This is a genomic window from Bacillus sp. es.034, assembly GCF_002563655.1.
GTDB lineage: Bacteria > Bacillota > Bacilli > Bacillales > Bacillaceae_B > Rossellomorea.
Genome location: NZ_PDIY01000001.1, coordinates 1,111,984 through 1,130,265 on the forward strand (window position 1 = coordinate 1,111,984; position 18,282 = coordinate 1,130,265).

Annotated in this window: 13 protein-coding genes; 11 read left to right on the forward strand and 2 right to left on the reverse strand. The window is 42.6% G+C overall.

Annotated features, from left to right (window positions below):
* Positions 1–36 precede the first annotated feature (36 nt).
* The 7 genes from ATG71_RS05730 to ATG71_RS05760 all read left to right on the forward strand — a co-directional run bounded on the left by ATG71_RS05730 (position 37) and on the right by ATG71_RS05760 (position 10,073).
* Positions 37–1,134: a glycosyltransferase gene (locus tag ATG71_RS05730; protein WP_098438797.1), complete on the forward strand. Its 1,098-nt coding sequence runs from the start codon at positions 37–39 to the stop codon at positions 1,132–1,134.
* A gap of 179 nt (positions 1,135–1,313) precedes the next feature.
* On the forward strand, positions 1,314–3,374 hold the full coding sequence (locus tag ATG71_RS05735) for a cell wall-binding repeat-containing protein (protein WP_098438798.1): 2,061 nt from the start codon (positions 1,314–1,316) through the stop codon (positions 3,372–3,374).
* An 11-nt stretch (positions 3,375–3,385) separates the two neighbouring features.
* Positions 3,386–4,198, forward strand: coding sequence for a hypothetical protein (locus tag ATG71_RS05740; protein WP_098438799.1), 813 nt, complete (start codon positions 3,386–3,388; stop codon positions 4,196–4,198).
* Positions 4,199–4,259: 61 nt separating this feature from the next.
* Positions 4,260–6,524, forward strand: coding sequence for a SpoIID/LytB domain-containing protein (locus tag ATG71_RS05745; protein ID WP_098438800.1), 2,265 nt, complete (start codon positions 4,260–4,262; stop codon positions 6,522–6,524).
* An 827-nt stretch (positions 6,525–7,351) separates the two neighbouring features.
* Positions 7,352–7,705, forward strand: a complete 354-nt coding sequence (locus ATG71_RS05750) for a hypothetical protein (RefSeq protein ID WP_098438801.1) — start codon at positions 7,352–7,354, stop codon at positions 7,703–7,705.
* Between the two features lie 26 nt (positions 7,706–7,731).
* Positions 7,732–9,099, forward strand: a complete 1,368-nt coding sequence (locus ATG71_RS05755; RefSeq protein ID WP_098438802.1) for an O-antigen ligase family protein — start codon at positions 7,732–7,734, stop codon at positions 9,097–9,099.
* A gap of 5 nt (positions 9,100–9,104) precedes the next feature.
* Positions 9,105–10,073, forward strand: coding sequence for a hypothetical protein (locus ATG71_RS05760; protein ID WP_098438803.1), 969 nt, complete (start codon positions 9,105–9,107; stop codon positions 10,071–10,073).
* A gap of 152 nt (positions 10,074–10,225) precedes the next feature.
* Here ATG71_RS05760 and ATG71_RS05765 read toward each other — a convergent pair whose 3' ends face one another.
* The gene (locus ATG71_RS05765; protein WP_098438804.1) at positions 10,226–11,023 is read right to left on the reverse strand and encodes a glycosyltransferase family 2 protein; all 798 of its coding nucleotides are present in this window, start codon (positions 11,021–11,023) and stop codon (positions 10,226–10,228) included.
* A 216-nt stretch (positions 11,024–11,239) separates the two neighbouring features.
* On the opposite strand from ATG71_RS05765, the gene galU reads away from it, so the two are divergent.
* From galU to ATG71_RS05785, 4 genes are all read left to right on the forward strand, one after another.
* Entirely contained in the window at positions 11,240–12,112 is an 873-nt protein-coding gene (gene galU, locus ATG71_RS05770; protein ID WP_098438805.1) for a UTP--glucose-1-phosphate uridylyltransferase GalU, read from the forward strand.
* A gap of 16 nt (positions 12,113–12,128) precedes the next feature.
* On the forward strand, positions 12,129–13,433 hold the full coding sequence (locus ATG71_RS05775; protein ID WP_098438806.1) for a UDP-glucose dehydrogenase family protein: 1,305 nt from the start codon (positions 12,129–12,131) through the stop codon (positions 13,431–13,433).
* Between the two features lie 60 nt (positions 13,434–13,493).
* Positions 13,494–14,630 (forward strand): glycosyltransferase family 2 protein, encoded by a 1,137-nt coding sequence (locus ATG71_RS05780; RefSeq protein WP_179886464.1) that lies wholly within the window; start codon positions 13,494–13,496, stop codon positions 14,628–14,630.
* Positions 14,631–14,781: 151 nt separating this feature from the next.
* Positions 14,782–16,596 (forward strand): LTA synthase family protein, encoded by a 1,815-nt coding sequence (locus ATG71_RS05785; RefSeq protein ID WP_098438808.1) that lies wholly within the window; start codon positions 14,782–14,784, stop codon positions 16,594–16,596.
* A 577-nt stretch (positions 16,597–17,173) separates the two neighbouring features.
* On the opposite strand, the gene ATG71_RS05790 is transcribed toward ATG71_RS05785, so the two are convergent.
* On the reverse strand, positions 17,174–18,235 hold the full coding sequence (locus ATG71_RS05790) for a glycosyltransferase family 4 protein (RefSeq protein ID WP_098438809.1): 1,062 nt from the start codon (positions 18,233–18,235) through the stop codon (positions 17,174–17,176).
* Between the last annotated feature and the right edge of the window lie 47 nt (positions 18,236–18,282).

The following is an 18,282-nucleotide window of genomic DNA, read 5'->3' on the forward strand; positions in this document are numbered from 1 at the left end:
AGTCAGTAGTAAAAAAGAGAGTGTGGTACCCGAGTTATGAAAGTTTTATTATTAGCACCAGCGAATAATGTGCATACGAAGAAGTGGCTTGATTACTATAATTCGATTGGTATCGAGGTCATGAATATTAGTTTAGAGAACCACAAAGACTCTACTGAAACCATCCCATGGGAGAATGTAAGCAGAGTCTATTTAAATTTGAAATTGAACCATAAGATTTCCTATTTATTTACGGTATCCAGGCTAAAGAAGATCATCCGGAAATGGCAGCCGGATCTGATCCATTCTCATTATGCGTCAAGCTATGGATTGATCGGTGCACTTACAGGCTTCAATCCATACATTTTGTCCGTCTGGGGTTCGGATATCTATGATTTTCCTAATAAGAATATGATGAATCGGATCATTCTTCAATATGCATTGAAAAAGGCGGATTATATTTGTTCCACCAGTCCTGCTTTGGAGCTTGAAACGAAAAAATATATCGATGAAAATAAGCCGTTATCCATCACTCCTTTTGGGGTTGATATTGACCAATTCAAACCGAATCCGGAAGAGAAGGTGGAAGGCCAATTCAGGATCGGAATTGCGAAAGGAATGGAACCGAAGTACGGGATTGAGTATCTTCTGAAGGGCTTTAAGCTCTTTTTGGAAGAACTGGGTCCTGAACGGCAATACGTTCGCCTGCAATTGGCCGGGGACGGACCTTATTTTGCAAAATACAGGAAAATGGCAGATGATCTGGAGATTAGTGGAAACGTAGATTTTTTAGGTAGGATTGCTCATGAAGATGTGCCTGGATTCATCTCATCCCTGCAAATTTTCGTCATTTCTTCTTTAATTGAAAGCTTTGGTGTTTCTGCCGTAGAGGCACAGGCATGCGGGGTTCCGGTTGTCGCCACAAATGTCGGGGGACTCCCGGAAGTCGTCCTGGATGGGAAAACAGGGTATTTGATCCCGTCAAAGGATCCACAAGCGTTAGCAGAAAAATTACTATTTTTATATAAGGATTCTTCTGAACGTGAAAAATTGGGGAGAAACGGCAGGGAACATGTTCTCCATCATTATGATTGGGAAGAGAACTCAAAACGGATGATAGACCTTTATAATAAAATAGTAAAAAAAGAGAAATAAGATTCTCTGTATCTATAAATTTAGTAGACACTCATACGTCCTGTATCACAGGCGAATGAGTGTCTTTTTTTACAATTATGTAAAACTTTGCGAAAACATGTCAAAAGTATGTCATATGTTGCCGATAATAATGGTAGAATTAAGGAAAATTTTAATAATATGGAGGAGAATGCAAAAAAATGAAGAAAAAGATTGCGATGCTTGTTGTTACAATGGCGATGGTACTTGTCGTTCCTATGCTGGCATCAGCAGAAAAGAATGTCGTCATTGACCCAGGTCACGGAGGTTGGGATTCAGGAACATCAGGATTTTCTGGGAATTCAACTGGATTTTATGAAAAGCATGCCAATCTGGCAATCTCGGAGAAATTAAGAGATAAGTTGAAAGCTGCAGGGTTTAATGTATTTATGACCCGCACAGACAATACGAACTATTTGAGTCTAGAGGAACGTACAAATCTAGCCAATACATTTGCCAAGGGGAAAAATGATCAGACCGTATTCGTCTCAGTCCATCACAATGCGGCACCTACCAACCCGTATGTAAGTGGATTCGAATCGTATCATTATGATAATAAGTATGCTTGGGAAGCGGAATATCCACCGGATCCCATTCAAGTGGCCTATGGAAGTGAGTCCAGGAGATTAGCAGAAAGGGTCCATCCAAGTACCTTGAAATCAATCGGTACTTCAGATAATGGAATGAGGAATAATCAGGCATTCTATGTGATCCGTAATACGCAAATGCCTTCTCTGTTGTTGGAAATGGGCTATATGTCGAACCCCGCAGAAGAAGGGCTGGTCAAGACATGGTCATTCCAGAATAATGCTGCAGAAGGAATCAAAAATGGGATTGTTTCGTTCTTCAAAGTGTTCGAAGTCTACAAGGCAGACGGAAAACGCTTAAAGATCTATGACACGCAGAATGAAGCCGTAGAATATTCGAAATCGCAGGCAAATACATATGTATTTGATAAATATCAGCAGAAGAAAGTGTATGAGAATCTGAATGAATTCGGTGTCTATCAAAAAGGGAAGGAAAAGCTTAAAACCTACCCGATTAAAGAAGATGCCATAAAGTATGCCGGAACGCTTGCTAATACTAGAGTAATAGATGAACACACTGAAAAGATCCTTTGGTCTAATTATTTACCCAAAAAATATAGTGTTCAAACCAAAGATGGAAAAAGCTTATGGTCATATTATGACTTGAAGAGTGCAATCGATTACGCAAAGTGGAAAGCGACGCCTCTTAAAGTGGTCGACATTGATTCCAAAGGCGTCATCTGGTCAAGTATCGACGGCGTGTCGATCAATCGCTTTATCAACGATACAAACTTAATCGGCCTCGATCGAATCGAGACGTCCATCAAGGTTTCCAAAGACCTTTATCCGAATGGTTTCGCAAGCTCAAAAGCGAAGAAAGCCGTCGTATTGGCAACAGCCTTTGATTTCGCAGATGCACTGTCTGTAGGGCCACTGGCAGCCCAATTGGATAATGCTCCTATTCTATTGACAGACAAAGGTTATCTGCCATCCGAAGTAGAAAAAGAGCTTGCAAGATTGAATGCTGACGAAGTATTCATGATTGGTGGAAAAGGGGCCGTTTCAAATGCGGTTCAGGATCGTTTAGCGAAGCTTGGTCTTAAGGTCACACGATTTGGTGGAGCCGATCGTTATGAAACGAACCTGCTCATCAATAAGCAGCTGACGAATGTAAAAGGTGTATTTGCAGCATCCGGTAAGAATTATGCCGATGCCCTGGGTGCCGCACCGATTGCTTCAGCGAATCAGTGGGCAATTGTGTTAACCGGGAAAGACAGCATCAATTCTTCCGCTCTTTCCTACTTAAAAGGAAAACAAGTGAAGGTACTGGGTGGAGGAAACGCGATTTCTTCAACCGTCGAACAGTCGATCAAGAAATACTCAACCAACGTGGAAAGACTTTCAGGAGCCGACCGTTACAAAACCCTTGCGAGAGTGCTGACTGAATTCAAATCAGTCATGGGTTCAGACAAGTTCATCGTTTCGACTGGAACGAATTACCCTGATGCCCTGACAGCTTCTGCCCTTTCCGTGAAAACAAAAGCTCCAATCGTCTTAGTCGGCGATTCACTGGATGGTAGACTAGAAGATTTCATTCTTGAATACCAGCCTTCAGGTGGAGTGAAAGAAGTCATCAAAGTCGGCGGTAAGGTCGATGATTCCATAATTGATAAAATGAAAAATGTCTTGTATTAAGGAGGACAACCATGTCTAACAGTCGTAAAAATATCTTTCTGACGTCACTACTCATCTTGTGTATGACTGTTTTTTCTGCTTGCAGCGCTTCCTCACCGAGTGAGAAAGCGGATAAGAAGGAGCCTGAGAATACAAGTGTAGAAAAAGAAACATCGTCTGAAGAAGATGCTTCAGTCAATGAAGAAACCGCGGAGGCTCCTGCCGAGCAGGAAGAGGACAGTGAAGCGGAAGAAGAAAACACAGATTCAGAAGAACCGGCAGCAGAGGACGATCAGGATTCTTCCTCTGAAAAAGAAAAAGAAGAAGTGAACCTGCTGCTTCAGCAGTTGAAACCTGAAAAGAACATGATCAAGACCTTTGAAAATAAAGACTTCAGCTTGACAGAAACGATCGTGGATCACAACGATACACATGTTCAACGTGTATTCAAAGTAGGGGAAATGGTCACTCTTCAAATCCTTAAATGGAATCAGGATGCCATTCAAGTGGTGTATGAAGAAAGCAGCCCGAAGGATCCGAAAGAAAGCAAGCTAAGTAACTTTAAACCGAATAAAGAAATGCAGCCGATGGCGGATATCAGCCGAAAAGGTAAGGGGGATACCCCTCAATGGGAAATCATCAGCGAGAATGAAACGCTGGAAGTCCCATATGACACATTCGAACATGTCGTCGTTGTCCGTAACACGGTGAAAGCCGGTAACAAGAATACCATCAACACCCTTTACTATGCTCCCGGAATCGGCATGATCAAGGAAGTATATGAAGAAACCGGTGAAAACGGTAAGAAAATCGAATCAGTCTTGAAAAAAGTAGAAGCTCTTTAATTCATGGGGGTGTCCATAACCGGGGCACCTTCCCAACTACATATCGCAAGGAGGAAAACTCTTGAAGAAAGCACTATCCATGTTGTTCCTTTCCACGGCACTGGTCGCAGCCCCTCTAAGCACTCAGGCAGCAGGACAGCCTATCGAGGTGAAACTGCAAAACTATATCGGTAGCAAGACCGCACTTCCCTTTACAACAAATGGTGATTATCAGATTAAAGGAACGTCCATTTTCATCCAGCCTGGTGCCTCTTATACCATGAAGGTGGAGTCAGGGGATTTATCTCTTTATAAAGGTAGTTCATTGGTGAAAAAGTTCAGTGGCAATGTGACCATCATTCCGACCATCACAGAATCGATGGACCGCGCCATGACGATCAACGGGAATTCCGAGAAGAAATACTTAGGTGAAGTAGAATTTACCGTGGAATCCGGTAAATACGTCCGCCCCGTCAACCATATTAATCTAGAAGACTATTTAAAAGGGGTCGTCCCTGCTGAAATGCCGTCTTCATGGGGAGCAAACGGTGGATTGGATGCTCTCAAAGCCCAGGCCGTTGCAGCCAGGACATTCGTATTGAAAAAAGGAAACTGGTCCATCTATGATGGTCAAAGCGATCAAGTATATAAAGGATACGATTGGGATTCCCATACGACAAAGGCCGTTAATGAAACACAGGGGGAAGTCCTTAAGAACGGCGATAAGTATGCCGAAGCATTCTACTCCTCATCTAATGGTGGGAGAGTATTTTCAAACCAAAATGTCTGGGGATCGGCATTGGTTCCTTACCTGCAAACAAAAAAAGACATCTATGATGCCAAGATCTCTCCTCATGGCGATTGGAATGTCACTCTTTCCAAGTCACAGTTCGACAACAGCGAACTGGATCTTAAGAAACCAGAATCATGGTGGACTGATGTAAAGGAAAAGGATCAAACCATCATCTCAAACATGAAAAAGTGGCTGAAAAGCAAAAAAAAGATTGATGAAAAACACGACATCAAAATCGTGGAAATCAAAGATATGTCATTTGATATCCCGGATGATTCCTTCACGTCAACAGACGTGTTAAAAGGAAAGGTATCCTTCACGTATTATGAAAAAACCGAGGATGACTTCGTGAAAAATGAAGACGAGACCATCAAGCTTCAAACCAAAACGGTTGACGATACTTCATACAATATCCGTTTCATGCTGGGGACATCCATCATGAAGAGCCCTTATGTGAAGAGCCTCAACAAAAAGGATGACTCATACATCATCAATGGCGGCGGTTTCGGTCACGGAATCGGTATGAGCCAATACGGTGCATACCAAATGTCGAAAGAAGGTAACAACTTCAGGACAATCCTGGGTTATTACTATCCGACAACCAAGGTGAATAGAGAACTTGACCTAGGTGACTATTCCCACGAACTAGAAGGGATCGACCGTTACGAAACAAGCGTAAGTGTGTCTGGCTACGGTTGGGAAAACCGATCAAAGGCTGTGGTCATCGGACGCGGAGACTTATCGATCGATGCATTGACAGGAAGTGTCCTCGCGAAGAAGCTGGACTCTCCGTTATTGCTGACCACGTCCAAATCACTTCCGGAGACGGTCCTGAATGAAATCAAACGCCTTCAGCCTGAAAAAGTCTACTTACTGGGCGGAAGCAACGCCATCGGTACAAATGTGGAAACACAGTTAAAAGGTCTATCTTTTATCAATGATGGGGACATTACCCGCATCAGCGGAAAAGAGCGTTATGAGACAGCAGTCAAAGTGGCGGACGAAATTAACAACAAGGATGAAATCTTTGTCGTGACAAAAGACGAGAAATCTCCCGATGCCCTGTCCATCGCTTCGTATGCAAGCATGATGCAGATTCCGATTCTGTATACAACTAAGGATACCCTTCATGAAAGTGTAGAAGCATATATGAAGGAAAATGCGATCAAGAACGTAACCATCATCGGAGGCCAATCAGCCGTCTCATCCGGAGTGGAGCGTGAACTAGCTAACCTGGCACCGAATGTCACACGTGTGTACGGCCTGGATCGTTACCAAACAAGCTTGACGATTGCAGAAAAATACAGTGATCAATTTGAAGAAAAAACATTATTCTTTGCTCGCGGAGACGTCTTCATCGATGCCCTGCCAGCATCTGCCCTTGCAGCAGCAATGAAATCACCACTCGTCCTGACGCGTAAAGATGCGCTGCCGGATCATGTAGGGGACTGGCTGGATAAACGTACCGTTCTCGCCGATACGTACTTCCTCGGAGGTAACGGAGCGATCAACGAAACTGTTCGACGCGATATCCAAGAAGCATTTGCTGATTGATTTGAATCTCGAATACAAAAACTTATTGAACACACAAATGAGCAGTCTTATTCGTAACTGAATGAGGCTGTTTCTTTTCTATTATTTTGAGTGTCTTTTGAGTGTTTTAAATTAGCGGAATATTTCCGGTTATCTTGCAGAATAGAGTTGGGATCGGGTGATATAAGCGGAGCTTTTCCGGTTAAGGCAAGATAAAGATGGTCTATTTTCATGCTTTTGAAGAAATAGCCGGAATAATTCCTTCTATTTCTCAATATTTTGATCATTATTTTTCAATAAGCGGAATTTCTCCGATTATTATTTGGGATGGGGGTTCTTTCTTGAACGGATTTCTTCTTTAGATTGTCTGTTTTAGTAGGGAAAGTGTTCCTGGAGGGGGAGTCAGAGCCATCTGAGAGTCAGGCTCCTTTAATGGGTTCATCCTCGCAGAACAATCCCACGAAATTCCAAATAATCATGCCACCATGTCGAAAAATCTTTACCCGTCTCTACCACCATACTCTTCCGGATCACAAATCCCTCTTTTCAAGAACTTTCTTTACCCGAATCCATACAAAATGGAACACTATCCCAGAATTATGACTATAAAACAAGTTTGTAACACATATTTAACATATAGGAATTTATAAAAGTCTGTCCTTTTCACAGTGTTCCCAACGAAGAGACAGCCTTAGGGACACATGGAACAAAGCATTTTCAAATGACCGGTTTTCATGTATAATTTTTTATTGTTGTTCAATTATCGATACTTAACAGGGTGCGTCCCTTTTTATATAAGAAAAGCTGACATGAAAGAGACGATAGTCCTCACAGGGAAGGAGTTTGTAATGAAGAAACAGTTTGCTGCTCTATTAATGTTGACCACGATCCTGATCAGTGGGTGCGGGGATCAGCCATTGAAATTCAGAAATCTATTGGAAGCCGATCAATATATCCGCAATAATATTGAAAATACGGATTGGAATACCTTTAAGCTTATGCTGAGTCCGGATAATACAGTGACGGAGACGGATTTCAATTATCTCAAGGAGAAACTTACTTCTCAGCACAAGAGTTATTTTCACACCGAAGCCGTCGATAGATTCTATCGTTTCAATAAACAGAATGAGCTGGTGTATATGACAGAGTGGGAGAAGAAAGACGGAATTCTCCTGTTAAAAGATATAGATTATATTCAATAAACTAAAAAGACAATGAGGAGTTTAGTATGAATTTTTCCACACTCATGAACAAGTATGAGCCGAGGCTGAAGCAGATCATCTTGATTTTAGTGGCCGGATATTTGTTCTTCGCGCAGTTCTCTACTCAAGCAAAATACATTAAGCTGCTACCTGTACCGGTTCCGGCGGTATTGACATTGGGAGTCGGGGGATTATTATTTCTCTACTACTTGCTCAATCGAAAAAAATTAACGCAAACCTCTGAGTTTGATAAGTATTTGAAACGTTTCCTGCTCCTATTCCTGATTTCATTGGGACTGGCCGTACTATCTGCCTTTTATACGGCTACAGTATTAAATAGTGTAGAATATATGAACTATCTGAAAAGCTCCATGATCACGCGGATCGCTTACTATATCAGCTTTTTCATGTTTGTTTATTTCGGCTACCGCCTTCTCGTCAATGAGCCGAAGGATAGTAAGAGCATCATCAAAGTCTACCCGCTGTCGATCACTCTTCTAGTGGCGGTGGCATTTTGGCAGCTGGCTTATTTCATATTTAATATTCCTTTCCTGAATTTGAACACGCGATCCTTCGTTCACAGCGTGGAAGGAGTAACCCTGTTCGATTTCAGGATCACGTCCTTCACCAATGAACCGAGCTATATGGGACCATTCCTGATAGACCTGATCATCCTCGGTTATCTTGTCGTGAAGCGTAAATGGGTCTATGCCGTCGCGTTGCTTCTGCCGACTCTTTTCATCCTGGCTTTCACTTTCTCAGTGAGTGCCTACTTTAATCTTGTCCTTGTCATCGGATTCTTGATGGTCTATCTCATGTTCCATCCAAGATTCCCGAAAAAGATCCTCTGGATGATTCCACTTGTCGCCATTATCGGAATCGCCGGTCTATATCTTGTGAATCCTGATCTTCTGGCCAAATTCTTCTCACCTATTTGGGGGAGAAGGGATAATCTATTCGATCCCGCACAATCGAGCCGGATCTATATGTACGTCATGCCTTTTAAATGGTTGTTCGACCATTCCATCGTTTCAGGGTTATTTGGATACGGTCCGGGAGCCTATGAATTCCTGGCAGGCACGAAGATCGTCCCACATACTCAGATGAGCCTGGCGATATCCGCCAATAATATGTTCATCGATGTTTTATTCGAACAAGGAGTAGTAGGACTTCTCCTTTTACTCGCAGGTCTTTTATCCATCGCCGTTTTCCTATTAAAGAACGGGATGAAAAATATGTACTACTTCATTGCATTGACGGAGTACTTTCACCTGATGGTCACATCCTTATACAGAGCGGACTATGTAACACCAAGATTCTGGGCAGTTCTATTAATCATCGCCGTGCTGGTGAAACTCGGTGAAATGAAGCACAAGCAAAATGTAACGGAGTGATACAGTTGAGTTCATATAAAATCTTTCTATCATATTTGATCTTTGTGGTTCTTTTGTTCGGCATTGTCGTTGGCGTGAAAACAAAAGAGGTGCAAAAAAGTGAATATAAATCGGTCGGAAATGAATATTCACTCCTGAACTTTGGCTTGGGGGAACGGTATCAGGAAGTGTCCAAGGTCATGAAAGATCCCGACTCCAAGGATGAAGTACTGGATGACGCCAAACAGAAGCTCCGCGTTCATTTTACCGGCGGCGAAGCGGACTATTTGATTACATCCAATAAAAAATTCAAGATCGAAAAGACGATCAACGTAGGAGATGATCTTGAAAAGGTCATCGATAACCATTTGGAATTGGACCTTTTCGAATACAAAGCAGATGAAGCGGATGAACAGTCCTATGTCTATATGATCGTGGACGAACAAAGCGTCGTATTTGAAGTGAAAGAAGGAAAAATCGCAAAAATCCTGCTTGCCCAAGAGGAAATCCCGGTTGTTGAACTGATCGGTGCCCTTAATGAGGATCTGGCAACAGATGAATTTCTGGAGATGACCGATGAGGAGCTTCTGGATAAATCCAAAAAGCTCAGCTTCCGGATCGACTACGAGAAAAACAATCGGAAAGTACTTTCAGATGAATTCCAGCAATATCTCGATGCAGGTCTTTTACCGGAAACCCCTCTTCCAATCGGATATTCAGAGAAGAACTTATTCGGTAAATACGGTGAACCCGTATACATCTTCGAAGGGAAAGGCGATGTCGAATTCTTCTATTACTACAAACAGTTCAACGCATTTGTAGGATACAACGAAGATAAACGACTCATCGAAATCAAGTTCCCGGTCAATATCCCTGCAGATGAATTTGAAAAGATCCATGGCGATCTTGAAAATGACCTGGATCTCGGTGATAACGAACTGAAGCTAACCGAAGAAAATGGAATGATTACGGAAATCATTTTAAAAGAGAAGTGATGGAAAAGGTGCAGCCTGGATGGGCTGCACCTTTTTCTAGCTTTGATGAGGTAACTGGTGAGACGGTCCCGTAAAGGAAATTCGACCCTAAACCACAAAAAAAGAAGCAGACACCCCTACCAGGCATCTGCTTCTTTTAAACGAGTCCATTCTTATTTCTCATACCGGAAAATCTCTCTGAATGCTTTACTGTAATACCCGAACGGCTCTTCCAGATGACGATATTTCTTCAACGTAAAGAGAGTCAGCAGCACTACGGCTGTCGGAGTATTGTACATTCTCTTAAACAGAGGTCCTTTTCCGATGAAGGATTTTTCATATAAGCGGGTCTGCATGTCGGGTTTCTCGTGGTTCACGACTACCTTCGGGAAATAGCTGATGGACTTGTTATGCCGAGCTAAATCAAATAAGAAGATATTCTCTTCCCCTGAAGGATAGATCGCGCCCAATCCGAACTTCTCGTCGAATTGAATGAGAGAGCGTTCGATGTTCGCCGTTTGGATGAAAATTTCGATAGAAGATTTCTTTAACAGCTTACCGGTTGTAACCTGTTTCTGTTCTTCTTCGTCATATTCTTTATAGTAAACATTTTTGATCGGATCATAGATTTGAAAGCAGGCAACATCGGTTTCGAGATTATCGTGAAAATAATCCACGACTACTTGGAATGAATCATCATTATACCAGCAGTCGTCATCAGAGAACGTAAGAATGCTTCCCTTGGCATGCTCTATCCCAACATTGCGGGCGAGTGACAATCCTTTGCGATCGATTTCAATATGATTGTATTTAAAGTTAACATCTTTTAAAACGGATGTAATATAATTGTGATTGTCTTGTGATACAATAATGACTTCGAAGTCTTTATATACTTGATTATTAAGACTTTCAAACAATCGTTTCAATTCCTCTGGTTTCGTTCCAAGAGTTGGTACGATTACACTAATCATTTTCTTCATCCTCACATCTGAAATTACTCGCTATATTATAGCACATTAAACCTGTGAGATTAAGAAATCAATAACATATGGTATAATACTCGTGAAATTTAATGATTTTGGCTCATCAAGAGCGTAAATGAGCCACATTCTGCAGAAACTATTTAAAAGACTTCGAACCAGTAGAATAAGAACAAGTGATTTATACAAAACTAAGAGGTGAGTTCTTTGAGAGTGAAAAAAGCGATTATCCCGGCAGCGGGGTTGGGAACACGATTCCTGCCGGCAACAAAGGCACAACCGAAAGAAATGTTACCAATTGTAGATAAACCTACAATCCAATATATTATTGAAGAAGCCGTCAACTCGGGGATTGAAGATATCCTGATCGTTACAGGCCGCGGAAAACGCGCCATCGAGGACCACTTTGATAAATCGTTGGAACTTGAAGAAATGCTTGCGATGAAAGAGAAATACGATGAGCTTGAGCAGATCAAGCAAATCTCTCATCTTGCAGACATTCACTATATCCGCCAAAAAGAACCAAAAGGACTTGGACATGCGATCTGGTGTGCGAGAAAATTCATCGGCGACGATCCTTTCGCTGTCTTACTTGGGGATGACATCGTGGTTTCCGAGAAACCTTGTTTAAAACAATTGATCGATGAATTCGAAGAAAAGGAATCGAGCATCATCGGGGTACAGGAAGTTCCGGACGAGGACGTATCCAAGTATGGTGTCATCGACGTAGAAGACCCGACGAACGAAGGTCCGCTTTTCAAAGTCAAAGGACTTGTTGAGAAACCGAAACTGGAAGACGCCCCTTCGAACATGGCCATCATGGGACGTTATGTCCTGACACCGGATGTCCTGGATATCTTAGGGAACCTGGAACCTGGTCAAGGAAACGAAATCCAATTGACGGACGCCCTGCAGAAATTAAATGAAAAGCAAAATGTTTACGGGTATTCTTTTGATGGTAAAAGGTATGATATTGGAAACAAATATGGCTTCGTTCAAGCAACAGTCGAGTTTGCTTTAATGAGGGATGACCTTAAAGGTCCATTGAAAGATTGGTTAAAAGACATCATTTCAGAATGAACAAGGAGAAGTTAAGATGAATATTTGTGTAATTGGTACAGGTTATGTAGGACTTGTTTCGGGTGTTTGCTTCAGTGACGCCGGGAACAAAGTGACTTGTTTAGATATAGACGCCCAAAAGGTGGAAAACCTGAAAAATGGGATCATTCCCATTTATGAGCCGGGCTTAACAGAATTAGTAGAGAAGAACATCAATGAAGGTCGCTTATTCTTCACAACAGATTATACTGAGGGAATGAGTGACGCGGATCTGGTCATCATCGCAGTCGGTACGCCACCTAAAGAAAATGGCGAGGCGAACCTGCAGTATATCGAAGCGGCTGCCCGCTCGATTGCCGAACACCTGAACGATTACAAAGTGATTGTCACGAAGAGCACAGTGCCAGTCGGGACAGGTGCCATGATCAAGGGTGTCATCAAAGAGGTAGTCGGACATGAGGAATTCGATGTCGCATCCAACCCTGAGTTCCTTCGCGAAGGATCGGCCATTCACGATACGGTGAATATGGAAAGAGCGGTCATCGGTGTGGAATCAGAGAAAGCGGAAGCGATCCTGAAGGAATTACATGCTCCTTTTACCAAAAATATCGTCGTGACGAATATTGAAACATCTGAAATGATCAAATACGCATCCAATGCGTTCCTTGCAACGAAAATCAGCTTCATCAACGAAGTGGCGAACGTGTGCGAACTTGTAGGGGCAGACGTAACGAAAGTGGCAGAGGGGATGGGATATGATCCACGGATCGGTCCACAATTCCTGAACGCCGGCATCGGATACGGAGGTTCTTGCTTCCCTAAAGATACAAGCGCCCTTGTGAAGATTGCCGATCAAGTAGGCTACGACTTCAAAATCGTGAAAGATGTAGAAGCAGTGAACGGGCTTCAGCGCTTCAAAGTGGTCGACAAGCTTGTGGAAGCCTTCGATGGCGACCTGAAAGACAAGAAGATTGCCGTCCTCGGTCTTGCGTTTAAACCGAATACGGATGATATGAGGGACGCACCTTCTGTCGACGTCATTCCTAAGCTGCAAGAGCTTGGAGCGGATATCCTCGCCTATGACCGCATTGCAGAGAAGAATGCAAAGGTATTGATTCCAAACCTTCGTACAGGTGATGATCTATATGAAGTCATCCAGAATTCAGATGCCATTCTGATCCTGACGGAGTGGGATGAAGTGAGAGAGCTTGACCTTGAGAAAGTGTCTACGCTTGTAGAAAGCAAAGTGATCGTAGATGGTCGTAACATTTTCGACCCTGCCCATATGGAAGAGAACGGATTCTATTATGCATCCATCGGCAGAAAAACCGTCACATCATAATAAAAAAGGTGGATCCTTTACATGGGTCCACCTTCAATCGGTATGAGAGGAAGTCATGATATGATACTAGAAATAATCTTTTGGCTGCTGATCCTGCTTTCGGTTTATATCTATGCCGGTTATCCGATTCTCTTGAAACTCATAAGTGGAGTCATAAAGAAGGAACGAATGACGGAAACTGGCTATGAACCAAAGGTAACGCTCTTTATCGCAGCATACAACGAAGAGAAAGTCATCGCTGAAAAAGTTCAAAACTCTGTGGAACTTGATTATCCACAGGACAAGCTTGAAATCATCGTTGTCTCAGATGATTCATCAGACAGAACGAACGACATCGTCAATGAATTCGTGTTGAAGTATCCGAACGTGAAGCTGAATGTCGTGAAAGGAAGAAAAGGGAAGACGGCAGCACTTAACAAGTCCGTCCCTCTTGCAACAGGTGAGGTCCTCGTATTCTCGGATGCGAACTCCCTTTACCAAAAGGACGCCGTCCATCACTTAGTGAAGCACTTTAAAGATGAGGAAATCGGCGGGGTTTGCGGAGAGCTTCGCTTGACGAATCCGACCAATTCATCCATCGGGGAGTCAGAGGGTGCTTATTGGAAGTATGAAAAGCTCCTTAAGATGCTTGAGACGGCAACAGGTACGACCATCGTAGCGAATGGTTCCATCTATGCCCTGCGTAAAGAATTGTTCAAAGAAATGAATCCGAATGTAGGGGATGATATGCAGAACCCGTTGATCATCATCAGCCAGCAAAAGAGATTCGTCTATGAACCAAATGCGATCACGATGGAAGAAACGTCACCGAAGTCTTCGGAAGAGTTCGGGCGGAAGGTACGGATCGTCACACGAAGCTTTACTGGTATCATGAGCTATAAAAGTGTACTGAATCCGTTCAAGAATTTCGATTTCTTCTATAAATACATGTCACATAAATTCCTGAGATGGTTAGTTCCTTATTATATGGTTGCGATCTTCATCATCAATCTATTCTTACTGGATCAACCGTTATATCAAGTCATGTTCGGTTTACAGTTATTATTCTATATCCTCGCATTACTAGGAAAAGTGACGAGCAATAAGATTACCTATATTCCATATTACTTCTGCCTGGTGAACTATGCAGCCCTCCTCGGTACCTTGAGAGCGATTTCCGGTAAGAGGCAGGCCACTTGGACACCAACTAGCAGATAATGGGAATGAAACCCGATTTGAGTCGACTCAAATCGGGTTTTTCTGTGTAATCATGTCAAATCATACAACGAATTGTCATACCCTGACTTTATAAATATAACAAATAGTGTTAAAATTTTATTACAATTATGTAAACGGGGTATAAAAAATTATGAATCTAGTAAACAAGCTGAAACAAGGATTACGATCCATATGGCAGGACAAACTTTTATTGATTTCGGCCATTGGACTGTCCATTAAAGTCGTCTTATTTTATTTATTTTTAGGAAAAGGGTTATTCGAAGTGAAGAGCTTATTAGTCACCCTTCCAGGGACCATTCTGATGCTGTTCTCTTTCGTGTTCCTCTTTAAGACGTGGGCGAGGAAGTCAGTGATCATCATCATCAATGTGGTAGCGACGTTCTTATTGTTGGCTCAACTTTGGTACATCCGCTACTTTGGGACACCACTGTCCTTTTTTGCTCTCCTTCAAACAACGAATCTATCCGGACTCGGACCGAGCATCCGGGAGCTTATGAACGGACTGGATATCCTATTCATCGTCGATATCATCGTCCTTTTGGTATTGGTGAAAAAGAAATCTTTCTCGATCCCAAAGATACATTGGAGAACATTTGTTATCGCCTTCTTGGCAGGTTTCTGTATTCTTGCCGTCAAGCCAATGAAAAATCACTACATCGATGGAGCTCCATTTGCACAAATCTTTAAGATTTACGATCGATATGATTACATGATGAAATTCAATCCACTTCAATACAGTGCACTGGATCTGTACTTGTTCTATCAAAATAACCGATATATGAACTTAAGTGACGAAGAAAGACAGATGGTGGAAGATTGGTACGCCAAGAAAGATGAATTCCGCAAAGAAGATAAGGATCTGCATCCGGAATATAAGGGGATTGCAGAAGGCAAGAACCTGATCGTGATCCAATCCGAATCGCTGGAAAATTGGGTGCTCGGACAGAAGATCAACGGCAAGGAAATCACGCCGAATCTTAATCGCCTGCTGGATCACAGCATCTATGCTTCAAACTTCTACCCTCAAACGAAAGGTGGCAGGAGCTCGGATGCCGAGTTCATCTTGAACACGTCCATGCTTCCTGTAGCAGAAGGAAGTACCTTTTTCAGGTACCCAACAAACGATTATACAACCCTTCCAGGCCTCTTGAAGGATAAAGGGTATTCCACGTTGGCCTTTCATGGTGACGAAGGAACCTACTGGAACAGAAGAGAAGCATATCCCCACATCGGGATCGATAAATATTATGATATAGAGGATCTGGAAGAAGGAGAACATATCGGCATGGGTCTGAGCGATGTGGAATTCTTCAAACAATCCGTCGACATTTTAAGCAAAAAAGAAGATCCTTTCTACGGTCTGATGATCACGCTGACAAGTCATACGCCGTTTATCCTGCCAGACACGTATCGAGAGCTGGAATTTGAATCTCAATATAGCGAAACGTCTGCAGCAAATTACCTGCAAACAATCCACTATCTGGATATGGCGATCGGGAAGATGATGGCCGACCTGGAAGAGCGGGGCATGATGGATGATACCATCGTCGCGATTTACGGAGATCATGCTGGATTTGAAAACAGCTACAAAGAAAAAATGATGAAAGAAAATCCAAAAGTCAAGGGAATCGATGAATTGGGAAGAGTACCTTTCATCATTTACAATCCTGAATTTGAGAAGCTTGAAATCACGAAAGCCGTAGGTCAGGTCGACATGTACCCAACTTTGGCTTACATGCTTGGAATTCCTGAAGAAAAATATGCCCAGACCATCACAGGACGAAACATCCTGACGACAAAAGAGAGCTTCGCCGTGATTCCACTGGAAAACAAAATCATCATGGAAAACGAGGCAGATCAGGAGCACAAAGAGTTCGAATTACGTGCACAGCAAGTGTCTGATCTGGTCATCCGCAGTAATTACTTTGAAGAAGATGAAAAATAAAAGAGTGAACGCCTGTCTCCTTGTGGGATGGGCGTTTTTTCTTTGAATGAGACTGGATGGAGGCGGGAGCTAGATAAAGAAAATTCGACATGCCGGCATGATTATGGTTAAATGTCGCATGAAAATCTAGAATCCCGCATGAAAAACCCATAACCCGCATGATTATCTTCAATCCGGCATAATTCCCTTCAAATCCAGCATGATTTTTCAGCGAGGACACCCCTATTAGGAGAGCCTGCTACTTATACGTCCCTAAATACTCGTCCAGAACCACACTCCCAGCTAAAATAGACAATCTAAAGGTGAAAAATCCGATTCATTGGATAAAAAAAGCTAAACGAGATCCTCAGCTATCGTTAAAAGCCGTCTAAGGGCCTCTCCTGCGATTCAAGGCATGTCCGAGTAGATACCCTTAAATCAACTACATGAATCCAAATATGAAGGCTCAGACGCGATTCAATGCGATTCGTGTCGAAAGGGAAATGATCAACATTCAAATCACAAAAAAAGAAAACCTTGGATAACCATCCAAGGTTTTCTAGTAAACTAGTATTTCGAATAAAAAAACGTGTGCTTATTAACGTTCGCGCAGTTTCTTCATCGTATTAAGAAGCGGTTTGTGCTGACCGATCAGTCCAACCACTTCTGCAGTCAGTTGAATGAGTACAACGAGCACGGCAGAGAATAGGATCGCTCCCCATAGGGTAGATCGGGTGAAAAGAATCGCACATAGTCCGAAAAATGCTCCGATCGCATAAATGATCAGTACGGTTTCTTTATGAGAGAAGCCCATGGCCAGTAAGCGATGGTGTAGATGGGATTTATCAGGTGCTGAAATCTTTTGTTTATTAAGGATACGTCGGATGATGGCAAAGAACGTATCAAAGATCGGTATAGCCAGGATGATAATTGGAACAACTAAACTGAAGATCGTCACACTCTTGAATAATCCGAGCAATGATATGATCGATATACAATATCCAAGGAACAGTGCTCCTGTGTCACCCATGAAGATCTTTGCTGGGTTAAAGTTGAAGAACAGGAATCCGATGGTCCCACCGATTAAGATAACTGTAAGGGCAACGACCACGTATTGTCCGTTCATAGCTGCAAGAGCCATGATGGATGTCATGGCGATGACGGATACACCGCCTGCCAGTCCATCTAATCCATCAATCAGGTTGATGGCATTGGTGATACCGACAATCCATAGAATCCCGAACACATAACTGAAATTCCCCAAATATATACGCTCTGCCACAAACGGCAATGTTATAAAGTCAATTTTGAAATCCGCAAACACGACGATGCATGCCGCGAGGATTTGTCCAACAAGTTTCGCTTTTGGTGATAGGGTAAAGCGGTCATCAAGGATCCCGACGATCAGGATGATTCCTCCCCCAAGAATGACAGGCCATAGCGGTAAGATCAAATCATTCAAGTACAACAGTCCGGCTGATGCACCGATGACGATCGCTAATCCACCTACACGGGGCATTAACCCTTTATGAACCTTTCGGTGATCCGGTTTATCGACAAAGCCAAATCGTTTGGCGAATTTGATCACTAATGGAGTCACTGCTACGGAAACAATTAAAGAAATAGCAAAAGCAATTACAAAATCAATTAGAGAGTACATTCGTTCACCTCTTTTTCTTCTATAGGCACTCCAATTGTAAGAATAAC